The 10,556-nt window shown below is 54.1% G+C and carries 15 protein-coding genes; all 15 read right to left on the reverse strand.

Annotation, left to right across the window (positions count from 1 at the left end; all coding sequences use genetic code 11):
- Positions 1–9: 9 nt before the first annotated feature.
- On the reverse strand, positions 10–675 hold the full coding sequence (gene fliP / locus JJU47_RS06545) for a flagellar type III secretion system pore protein FliP (RefSeq protein WP_228617366.1): 666 nt from the start codon (positions 673–675) through the stop codon (positions 10–12).
- Positions 672–1,169: a flagellar biosynthetic protein FliO gene (locus JJU47_RS06550; protein ID WP_228617369.1), complete on the reverse strand. Its 498-nt coding sequence runs from the start codon at positions 1,167–1,169 to the stop codon at positions 672–674. Before JJU47_RS06550 ends, fliP begins: the two co-directional genes overlap by 4 nt.
- Complete coding sequence (locus JJU47_RS06555; protein WP_228617372.1) at positions 1,166–1,531, reverse strand: response regulator; 366 nt, start codon at positions 1,529–1,531, stop codon at positions 1,166–1,168. Before JJU47_RS06555 ends, JJU47_RS06550 begins: the two co-directional genes overlap by 4 nt.
- Positions 1,532–1,543: 12 nt before the next feature.
- A complete protein-coding gene (gene fliY, locus JJU47_RS06560) occupies positions 1,544–2,647 on the reverse strand; it encodes a flagellar motor switch phosphatase FliY (RefSeq protein ID WP_228617375.1) in 1,104 nt (367 codons plus the stop codon).
- Positions 2,644–3,633 (reverse strand): flagellar motor switch protein FliM, encoded by a 990-nt coding sequence (fliM, locus tag JJU47_RS06565; RefSeq protein ID WP_228617377.1) that lies wholly within the window; start codon positions 3,631–3,633, stop codon positions 2,644–2,646. The genes fliY and fliM overlap by 4 nt, the downstream gene beginning before the upstream one ends.
- Before the next feature lie 9 nt (positions 3,634–3,642).
- Positions 3,643–4,092, reverse strand: a complete 450-nt coding sequence (locus JJU47_RS06570) for a flagellar basal body-associated FliL family protein (RefSeq protein ID WP_228617380.1) — start codon at positions 4,090–4,092, stop codon at positions 3,643–3,645.
- Positions 4,085–4,303, reverse strand: coding sequence for a flagellar FlbD family protein (locus JJU47_RS06575; protein ID WP_228617382.1), 219 nt, complete (start codon positions 4,301–4,303; stop codon positions 4,085–4,087). The genes JJU47_RS06570 and JJU47_RS06575 overlap by 8 nt, the downstream gene beginning before the upstream one ends.
- Positions 4,303–5,094 (reverse strand): flagellar basal body rod protein FlgG, encoded by a 792-nt coding sequence (flgG, locus tag JJU47_RS06580; protein ID WP_228617385.1) that lies wholly within the window; start codon positions 5,092–5,094, stop codon positions 4,303–4,305. The genes JJU47_RS06575 and flgG overlap by 1 nt, the downstream gene beginning before the upstream one ends.
- Positions 5,095–5,105: 11 nt before the next feature.
- Positions 5,106–5,540 (reverse strand): flagellar hook capping FlgD N-terminal domain-containing protein, encoded by a 435-nt coding sequence (locus JJU47_RS06585; protein WP_228617387.1) that lies wholly within the window; start codon positions 5,538–5,540, stop codon positions 5,106–5,108.
- On the reverse strand, positions 5,512–6,546 hold the full coding sequence (locus JJU47_RS06590; RefSeq protein ID WP_228617390.1) for a flagellar hook-length control protein FliK: 1,035 nt from the start codon (positions 6,544–6,546) through the stop codon (positions 5,512–5,514). Before JJU47_RS06590 ends, JJU47_RS06585 begins: the two co-directional genes overlap by 29 nt.
- A gap of 19 nt (positions 6,547–6,565) precedes the next feature.
- Positions 6,566–7,114, reverse strand: a complete 549-nt coding sequence (locus JJU47_RS06595; protein ID WP_228617393.1) for a MotE family protein — start codon at positions 7,112–7,114, stop codon at positions 6,566–6,568.
- 4 nt (positions 7,115–7,118) lie between these two features.
- Entirely contained in the window at positions 7,119–7,553 is a 435-nt protein-coding gene (locus tag JJU47_RS06600) for a flagellar FliJ family protein (RefSeq protein ID WP_228617396.1), read from the reverse strand.
- Positions 7,550–8,869, reverse strand: coding sequence for a flagellar protein export ATPase FliI (fliI, locus tag JJU47_RS06605; RefSeq protein ID WP_228617398.1), 1,320 nt, complete (start codon positions 8,867–8,869; stop codon positions 7,550–7,552). The genes JJU47_RS06600 and fliI overlap by 4 nt, the downstream gene beginning before the upstream one ends.
- Positions 8,856–9,581, reverse strand: coding sequence for a FliH/SctL family protein (locus JJU47_RS06610; RefSeq protein ID WP_228617401.1), 726 nt, complete (start codon positions 9,579–9,581; stop codon positions 8,856–8,858). The genes fliI and JJU47_RS06610 overlap by 14 nt, the downstream gene beginning before the upstream one ends.
- The coding region (gene fliG, locus JJU47_RS06615; RefSeq protein WP_228617404.1) for a flagellar motor switch protein FliG at positions 9,565–10,556 on the reverse strand (992 nt) is incomplete at its 5' end. The genes fliG and JJU47_RS06610, both read right to left, overlap by 17 nt.

A 10,556-nucleotide genomic window follows, 5' to 3' on the forward strand; every position in this document is an offset into this window, starting at 1 on the left:
CCGTTCCTCCTACATACTTCTAAGCAGTGACTCCACAATCAAATGCCACCCATCCACTAACACGAACAACAATAGTTTGAACGGTAAGGCGATCATGACCGGTGGGAGCATCATCATCCCCATCGACATGAGCACACTCGCCACGACCATATCGATGATCAAAAATGGCAAGAAAATCATGAATCCGATTTGAAACGCCGTCTTCAGTTCACTGATGGCGTAAGCCGGTACCATCGCTAAGAGCGGTACGTCTTCAATCGACTCCGGCTGCTCGTAGTTGCCGTACTTGATGAACAGTTGCAAGTCTTCTTGGCGCGTATACTTTGCCATGAACCGCTTCATCGTATTGCTCGCCTCTTCGAACGCCTCGTCTTGACTGATTCGGTCGTCCATGTATGGCGTGAGCGCCTTTTCATTCAAGTCGGATAGGACCGGTGACATGACGAACAACGTGATGAACAGCGCGAGACCGATGATGAGCTGGTTCGGCGGGGTTTGTTGCGTCCCGAGTGCCGGTCGAATGAACGACAACACGACGACGACACGCGTGAAGCACGTCATCAAGATTAAAAATGACGGTGCGAGCGTAAGTAGCGTCAACACGACGAGCAACTTAATCGACGTCGACGTACTGTCTGGTGTTTCTAAGTTGATCAATTGTTCAATCGTCGTCATTGCTTCTTCCTCGCTTGTTCGATCTGAGACAACTGCTGTTTAAACGTATCTAAAAATACCGAACCGTTCGATCCTGTTAGCGGCGGGGCGTCACTTCGTTCATCTTCCACCACATCCGCCTCGACCCGGTCGATCAACTGGATCGATTCCCCGACTCCGAGGACGTACACTTGATCGCCAAGCTTGACGAGTTGGACCGAGCGATCTTTCCCGAGCGGGACACCGCCCAAATGCTTCATATGTTGGGCCGTCTTCACGCCTTGCGTCCGAGCGCTCAACCAGCGCATCAAGACGAGAAATCCTCCGATGACGACGACGAGACTGAGGATGATCTTGATGACCGTCCACACGCCCGACACAGCCGCCGGAGCTGCTTTTTCTACATCTGACTGCTCTTGCTGTTGTTCGAACTGCTTCTCGACGGTGGCGGCCTCAACCGTGGCCGGTCCGGTTAGACCGACCACGAGAAGGATAATCAACCACCACTTGCTCATTGTGCGACCGTTTTTGAGACTGCTTCGATGACACGTTCCGCGTTAAACGGCTTCACGATGAAATCTTTCGCTCCAGCTTGAATCGCATCGATAACCATCGCTTGTTGGCCCATTGCCGAACACATGATCACTTTCGCGTTTGAATCGAAACCGCGAATCTCTTTGAGTGCCGCAAGTCCGTCCATCTCTGGCATCGTAATATCAAGCGTGACGAGGTCCGGCGTCAACTCGCGATACTTCGCGACCGCATCTAATCCGTTCTCCGCCTCACCGACGACTTCAAACCCGTTCTTCGTTAAAATATCTTTGATCATCATGCGCATGAACGCCGCATCGTCTACCACTAAAATTTTTGCACTCATTGTTCTTCCTCCTTAAACGATTCCAATCCGCTCGTGCGGTTGAATGATTTCTGTCACGCGTACCCCGAAGTTTTCTTCGATGACGACGACTTCGCCGCGGGCAATGCGTTGTTGGTTCACATAAATATCGACAGGTTCCCCTGCTAATTTATCGAGTTCGATGATCGACCCTTGGGACAATTCGAGCACTTCCCGTACCGACCGTTTCGTCCGGCCGAGTTCGACCGTCACATTGAGCGGTACGTCATATAGCAAGCCTAGGTTCGCCGGCACCGAGTCATGTGACGTCGGGGCATGGAGCGGCATGAATTCCGCTTGGCTGACCGCAACTTCAGGCGTTGCTTTCGGCTCTGGACGCGGCGCCGTAGCGACCGGTCTGGCCGGTTCCGGTTGTTTTGTCGGCTCCGGCTTCGGCGCGACAGGCGCCGGCGCTGGTGACGTGGCCGCCATCAGTTCGTTGACGAGTTGCTTCCCGAATTCGATTGGGGCGATTTGAACGATTTTTGAGTCGATCAACGTCCCGACTTTCAAGTTGAACTCGATGAGTACCATCGTCTCCCACAGTTCGAGCCGATCGATGATCGTCTGCGTCTTTGTCGCGTCGAACACTTCGACGAGCGGCGGGGAGATATCGATTTTTTTCGAGAAGACGGTCGACAACGACGTCGCCGCCGCCCCCATCATTTGATTCATCGCTTCTTGAACGGCTGAAAGACGGATCTCGTCAAGTCCTTCCGGGTCGACGCCGACACCGGTCCCACCGAGCATCAAGTCGGAGATGATCGCCGCATCTTCTCGCGTCAACACGAGCACGTTCTCGCCTTTCAAGCCTTCGGTGTAACCGACGCGAAGTGCGACGTGCGGTGTCGGGTAGCGTTCCCGCAGTGCATCGATCGTCACTTCACTGACGACCGGCGTCGTAATCTCAACTTTTTGTTGCAACAACGTCGATAACGCCGTTGCCGAGTTTCCGAACGAGATATTCCCGATTTCGCCGAGCGCGTCGCTTTCCATCGAGTCCAAATGTTCTTCTTGTTTTACTTCTTGCGGTGCCGAGTTGTCGCTCGTCCCTCGTAATAGCGCGTCGATTTCATCTTGTGACAACATCTCACTCATTGCTCTTCCTCCTTCACCCGGTGCAATACTTGGACCGCCATCCGTTTCCCGCTCACACCGACTTGCCCTCTAAACACTTTATTTTCCCCTATCATGACCGACAGCGGTTCTTTCACTAACTGATCGAGCGTCAAGCAGTCGCCCACTTCTAAATGCAGCAAGTCCCCAAACGTGATCGTCGTCTCGCCGAGCAAAGAGACGACCTCGACCGACGAGTTCATCAACTGAGCCTTGAGCGGTTCTTTACTGCTACCGGTCGCATTTCGCCGGTTCGCCTCTTGCATCCAATAATGACTCGACAGCTTCGAGAGCACCGGTTCGATCGTGACGAACGGCAGGCAGACGTTGATCGTCCCGCTCACTTCCCCGATCGTCACTCCGATTGAGATCAAGACGACCGTCTCGTTCGGTGAGACGAGCTGAAGGAACTGCGGGTTCACTTCGACGGCCGTCATTTCGGATTTCACTTCCGCAAGCGATTCCCAAGCGTCTCCGTATGAGGAAAACGCGCGTTTGTACAATTGCGTCAAAATCCGCATCTCGATTTCGGTGAAACTGTCGACTTTCTCGATTTCCACACCCGGTCCGCCGAGCAGGCGGTCGAGCATCGCGTATGAGATGTTCGGGTTGACCTCGATGATGAAACGACCGTTTAACGGCGGCGCTTCGATCAAGTTGATCATCGTCATGCTCGGGATCGAATGGATGAACTCGTCATACGGCAACTGTTCGACCGAATTGACGGTGAACTGGACGTACGTGCGGAGTTGCGCCGAGAAAAACGTCGTCAACATCCGTGTGAAATGCTCATGAATGCGGGTGAGGCTGCGGATTTGGTCTTTCGAGAAACGGACGGCCCGTTTGAAGTCGTATTGCCGCACTTTGCGCTCTTCTTCTTGGGCCAAAAATGAATCCGCCTCGACGTCTCCGCTGCTTAGCGCTGATAACAGGGCATCAATTTCTTGTTGAGACAGTACTTCTCCCATGATGCCACCTCACTGTATGATTTTCTTCGTCATGTAGACGCGCTGAACCTCACCTTTTTCAAGCAGGCCGTTCAATTGTTCGCGCAGCGACTGTTCAAACTTTTGCATATCTTCTTTCGTGGTGAGCTGTGCTTTCGTCATTCCGGCCAAATCACCGAGGATGACGTTATGCACTTGAAACTTCCGTAGCTCAAGGTCTTGTCTCGTCTCGGCCGAATCGGTCACGACCGTGAACTGGACGTTGATGAAGCGCTCATCTTGAATGTTCGTCGTCATGTCATCCGTCGTGAAGCTCCGTTCGGCCAACTCTTCGGCTGTCACCGGCTTCGTCTTGGCCGTCACGTTGTCGCCGAACAAGTATTTATAAGTCATAAACCCGGCTCCCCCCATGACGAGCAGGACGACGAGCAGGATGAGCACCATCTTCATGGCGCCGCCTTTTTGCTTTTCTTCACTCATCTTCTTCACCTCTTGTGACTGTCGTTCCAATCAACCCAATCGTACGGTAGAATGCCGTCGTCCGGTCGATGACGTCTTGCTTCGTTTCTTGGACGATATATGTCTTGCCGTTAAACAAGTGGATAATCGTGTCTGGCTCCGCCTTGACCGTCTCAATGAACAAGGCGTTCAACACGAACGCATCACCGCGCAGGCCCGTGACGCGAATCATCAGCGTTTCAAGTTGACGAGTTCTTGTAAAATCTCGTCCGATGTTGTGATGATACGGGTGTTCGCCTGGAAACCGCGTTGAGCGACAATCATTTCAGTGAACTCTTCAGACAAGTCGACGTTCGACATCTCGAGTGCTCCTGAGACGAGTTCGCCGCGGCCTTGTTGCCCTGGAATACCCGGGTTAGGAATCCCAGAGTTTTGAGATTGGATGAAGTTGTTCGCACCGACTTTTGAAAGACCCGCGTTGTTGGCGAACGTGACGACTTGAATTTGTCCGACTGTTGTCGATAAACCGGCGTCGTTGACGTAGCTCACTTGTCCGTCTTTCCCGATTGACAATGACTTCGCGCCAGCCGGGACCGTGATTTTTTGTCCGGTCGTGCTCAGCAAGTACGAACCGTCGCCGTTGACGATGTCGCCGGCGTTATCCGTATAGAAGTTACCGGCACGCGTATATTGCGTCTGTCCGTTCACGTTGAGCGCGAAGAATCCTTCGCCTGAAATTCCGACGTCGAGTGCGCGGCCCGTGTTTTGCATCGCACCTTGGTTGTAGACGTTATCGACTGTCGCCATCGTCCCCCCGAGACCGACTTCTTTCGGGTTAACCCCACCGCTGACAGCATTCGCCGCTGTGGCACTACCGACTTGTTGGCTGACGAGGTCTTTGAACGTGACGCGGCCTTTTTTATAGCCGAACGTGTTGACGTTGGCGATGTTGTTCCCGATGACGTCAAGCTTTGACTGGAAGTTCTTCAATCCACTGATTCCTGAGTACATTGCTCTTAACATGGTAAATCCTCCTATGCTTGTTTGATGGACGTGATATCGTATACGCTGACGGATGTCCCGTCTTCAAGGTCCGCCATATAGCCGGCCTCGTCCGTTCTTGAGATCGAGATGACACGTGCCGATCCTCTGATCGTCTCGGTTGCCGTCTCAGTCTTGTAGTCAATCGTCTTGCCGATCATATTGCTGAACTCGGAGATGGATGACATGTGACGGTCAACGAGCACTGAATCGAGCTGTTTCGAAATCGTCTGCATCTGTTCGAGTGAAGAGAACTGCGCCATCTGGGCGATAAATTCTCGGTCTTCCATCGGCGACATCGGGTCTTGATTGGCGAGCTGCGCAAGCAGCAACTTCAAGAACATGTTCTTGTCGTACTGATTCGTTGCTTTTGGCATAGATTGATCGGGCAACGAGAAATCATTCGTCTTCGGTTGGATGGTCGTCATCTTCAGACTCTCCTTTCGATGGTTCCTGCTGCTCTCGCTCAGCTTCTGACTGGTCTCCTGAGTGCGTCGATGCTTTTGCATCGAGCGCCTGTTGCGTCAAGTTCAGTTCGACCCGAACGTTCGGCGAGAGCGGTTGGAGTGTTTGATGCAACTGTTGGAGTTGTGACTGGAGCAGTTGCTTCGCGTCTTGGTTACTCGCAAACAACTTCACGACGAGTTCGCCGTTCGTCCGCTCGAGCTTCACGACAAGCTCCCCTAACTGTTCCGGATAAAGGCGGACGGTGAATACTTTAGATCCATCCGCCCCGCTTTGGAACGGCGCCCGATGAAGCGCGGCTTCAATCCGGGCTTTCAAGTTTTCCGGGAGCGAACTTTTCGAAGCGTACATGACCGTGTCCACATCGATTTGCGGTTTCGTCCAAGCCGTTCCTTTCGGGAGCAACTCGATCGTCTCTTTCACGACCGATGTCCACGGTGTTTCAACTTGTTTAGGAACGGGTATCGTTTTAGGGGTCTGTCCTAACGTGCCATTAAATTGCGTCACAATCTGTTGAATGACGCGGACGTTCGCTTCGAGCGTCCCTTTGCCTGTCTCTGCTTTCACGTCGCGTTCTTTCAGCGCCGGCGTCGGCAACGGGGGAAGCGTGTTCGTCACGAGCGGTATTTCCGGCCGCGACGGCAGCTCGTCCGGAGCGACAGATGAGCCGAATTGGGACAACAAGCCGGTGTATGCGTCCATGAACTGACGGTACGCATCTTGCGGTAACGCTTTCAACCACTCGAGACTCTCAGGCTTTTGAAGCCACTGTTCGAGGTCGTTCGACAATTGGTCGAGCGCGATCGTTTGTTTCGGTTCAGCGGGCGCAACGTCCGCTTCAGGCGTCTCGACGAACGTTCCGAGCATCGAAGACAACAACTGTAAAAATTGACCGGTCGGGGAAGCTGCTGCTTCCCCGCCTTTTTGCGTCGTTCCTTGAACCGCTTGGGCGAGCAAGGCGATATTCATAATCGTGTCCTCCTCACATCTACTGGAGCAACTGGGTGACAACGGCTGCCCGTTGTGCATCCATCCGCCCTAATATGTCGGCTTGTTGCTTTGGCGACAGTTGTTTTAACAGATTGGCCACTTGCGGGCTTTCTAGCTCGTTCATGATGGCCGCCGCCTGTTTGGCCGACATTTCTTCATACACACGCGACACGTCCGAGGTCGCCTCTTCCGTTTCGGCTGCGGCGCTCAATTCGGACAGCAGACGGTCACGCTCTTTGATGAGACGGGACACTTCCTCTTGGCGCGCCTTCACTTCGTTCGTCAACTCGACGTTCTCACCGCGAAGTTTCTCGATTTCAGCGTTCGCGACTTTCAAGCGGTTCGATGCGTCCGTATCAATCCCGGTCACGTTGACGTTCTTCTCGACCGGACGCTCCTCTTTTATTTCGAGGAACGGTACGGACAAGAGCGGGCGATCCATTGCATAGTTCATGACGACGATGCCTCCGACGAGCAGGAAAATCGCCGGGACGAGGACAAGAGCGACTAACAACTGCACCCCGCGCTTATTGTTCTCTTTTTCCATCAGCTTACTTTCCTTTCCCGTGATGAATGACTGCCAGTTCATCAATAAAGTGTTGCTCCGTCAATTTCGAGACGGCTACTTCGTGTTGGCTCGCTTTTTCATGGAGCGTCACGTACTTCTTCTCCTCGACGACTTTTCCGAGCAATCGCTCTTGGGCCAAGTGATACCGGTTACGTGACTGTTGGACGACGAGTTGTTGCGTCTCGATTTGCCGTTTCAGTTGTTCGCGCGCTTTCTCACGATATTGCGACATGAGCAAATCGATGACACCCGCTTGTTCGTCTTGACTCTTCATGAGCGACTCATACGTCACGACGAGGCGGTACAGCTCCTCCATATCGGCTTCAAGGCGCGCCTTGTGCCCTCTTACTTCGGTCGCCGTCTCTTCTTTCGCGTGTTCGGCGATCGGCATGATGCGTTCTAGTAATAACCTGTTCATGATTCACCTCTTGCGATTTGGGCAAGACGATCGAGCGTCAACTCGAACGGCGCCTCTTCTTCAATCGACTGCTTCATAAATGTGAGCAGCCGCGGATATTGATCGATGGCCGTATCGATGGCCGGGTTCGTCCCTTTTTTGTACGCCCCGATATTGATCAAGTCTTCGGCGTCCAAATACGTGGCGAGCCAGCTTCGAAACGTCATCGCGCTTTCACGATGTGCGGGTGAGGCGATTTGGTTCATGACCCGACTGATCGACTTTAAGACATGGATCGCCGGGAACTGGCCCCGGTTGGCAAGCGCCCGGTCCATGACGAAGTGGCCGTCTAAGATCCCCCGAACCGCGTCAGCGATCGGTTCATTCATATCGTCCCCGTCGACGAGGACCGTGTAGAAAGCCGTGATCGAGCCCGTCACCGCTGTTCCGCTCCGTTCGAGCAGTTGCGGCAGCATCGCGAAGACTGACGGCGTATACCCTTTCGACGTCGGCGGCTCTCCGGTCGCTAAGCCGATCTCTCGCTGCGCCATTGCGAAACGAGTCACCGAGTCCATCATTAACACGACTTCTTTTCCTTGGTCTCTGAAGTACTCGGCGATGGCCGTTGCCGTATAGGCGCCTTTCAACCGGACGAGCGGAGGCTGATCGCTCGTCGCCACGATGACGATCGAACGCGCCATTCCTTCCGGCCCGAGTTCGTTCTCGATGAATTCCTTCACTTCCCGGCCACGCTCCCCAATCAAGGCGATGACGTTAATATCAGCCGATGACCGTTTGGCGATCATGCCGAGCAGCGTCGATTTCCCGACCCCGGAACCAGCGAACAATCCGACTCGTTGCCCTTTGCCGACCGTCAACAGACCGTCGATGACGCGGACACCAGTCGATAGACTGTCCAAAATGCGCGGTCGTTCGAGCGGATTCGGCGGCTTGCGCAACACGTCATAACGTTTCACGGTGGCCGGCGCCTCGCCCGAGAGCGGGCGTCCGAGACCGTCTAACACTTGACCGATCAATTCAAAGCCGACCGGTACTTGGAGCATACGGCCGGTCCCTTTCACGATACAGCCCGGGGCGATCTGCGTCGTCTCTCCGTACGGCATGAGCAGGACGCGTTCTTCGTTGAAGCCGACGACTTCGGCCTCGACGGATTGCCCGGCCGGCAATTCGATCAGACACCGTTCGCCGACAAACGCGCTCGGTCCGTTTGACTCGATCATGAGACCGACGACGCGACAGACACGGCCGACTTTACGCACGTACTCGTCTTCCGGTGAGCGTGCCAGCGATGCGGTGACGCGATCAATAAGCGCCATCGGCCAAAACCTCCTCGATGTTAGAGCGAATCCGTTCCAAACTGTACGTTAAATCGAGTTCAGTACCGTGTTGCGGCGTCTCGATGCGGACGCTCGTCTCGGACAGGCTCGCGTCTGCCCGATACTTCAGCGGTGGGATTGGTTCGGACTGCCACGTCGCTTCGAACCGTTGAATCGAGGCGAGTCGCGTCGGATGAACGTAAACCGTCAACGATTCGGCGTCTAGTGCTCGGAGCAGTTGTTGGCGAATCATGTCGGCAAACAGCGGCTCTTCTTTCCGCACGAGGTCGGTCGTCATGCGGGCACCGACTTCGACGGCTAAGGCGACGAGCTGCTGTTCAGCCGCCCGCCACTTGTCCTCGTATAGCTGTTCGAGTTCGACGAGCACGGTGTTCAGCCGTGTCGTCAACTCCTCGAACTCCGCTTTTCCTTCTGCACGGCCTTGCGCAAAACCAGTGGCTTGACCTTCTTCGTAGGCAGCAGCAAGTGTCTCTGCCTTCAGCTGCGCTAGCGCTTCTTCGGCCGCTCCACACTTTGCTGAAAACGTTTCTTCATCGCTTCGGAGCTTGGCGTAGCGAGCAGCGAGTTCTTCCTCGTCATTCCGTTGTACGGCGACCGGTTCGGCCGGTTCGAACAACGGTTTCGAGTCGATCCGTTGCGGCTCGAGCGAGGTCGCACGCCCTCGTTTGATCACATTAGACAACGATGTCATCTCCTCCGCCGCGACTGATCACGATTTCTCCGACGTCTTCTAGGCGACGGATGATGCCGACGATTCGGCTTTGCGCCTCTTCGACGTCACGCAACCGGACAGGTCCCATGAATTCCATATCTTCTTTGAACGTGTCGACCATGCGCTGTGACATGTTTTTGAAGATGACTTGTTTGACTTCTTCGGATGACACTTTGAGAGCGAGCAGAAGATCGTCGTTCGCCACTTCGCGAATGATCCGTTGAATCGCCCGCGAGTCGAGCGTGACGATGTCTTCGAAGACGAACATCCGCTTCTTGATTTCTTCGGCCAGTTCCGGGTCTTCGATCTCGAGCGCGTCGAGAATCGTCCGTTCTGTCGTGCGGTCGACGCCGTTGAGCACTTCGACTACCGCCTCGATGCCTCCCGACTGCGCATAATCCTGCATGTCGGTTTGCGACAAATTCTTCTCAAGGATTTGTTCGACTTCATGGATGACGTCCGGATTGAGCCGGTCCATCGTGGCAATCCGCTTGGCGACTTCTGATTGAATCTCAGGCGGCAGCTCGGATAAAATTTGACCGGATTTGACCGGCTCGAGATGCGCCAAAATCAAAGCAATCGTCTGAGGATGCTCGTTTTGGATAAAGTTCAATAGTTGTTTCGGATCGGCTTTTCGGGCGAACTCGAACGGCCGGACTTGAAGCGTCGACGTCAGACGATGAATCAGTGCCATCGCCTTCTCTTCCCCGACTGCTTTTTCAAGCACCGTTTTCGCGAACCCGATGCCTCCTTGCGTAATATAGCTCTGCGCCATGGCCAGTTCATGAAACTCTCCCATGATCGCTTCTTTTTGTTCAGAAGATACTTTTTTCAATGCCGAGATTTGAAGCGTCAACTGCTCCATCTCTTCTTCGGACAAATGCTTGTAGACGCTCGACGCCACTTCTGGTCCGAGCGAGATCATGAGCATTGCCGCTTTCTCTCGGTTCGATT

Origin of the sequence: Exiguobacterium sp. (assembly GCF_020832205.1) — a bacterium.
Taxonomy (GTDB): domain Bacteria; phylum Bacillota; class Bacilli; order Exiguobacteriales; family Exiguobacteriaceae; genus Exiguobacterium.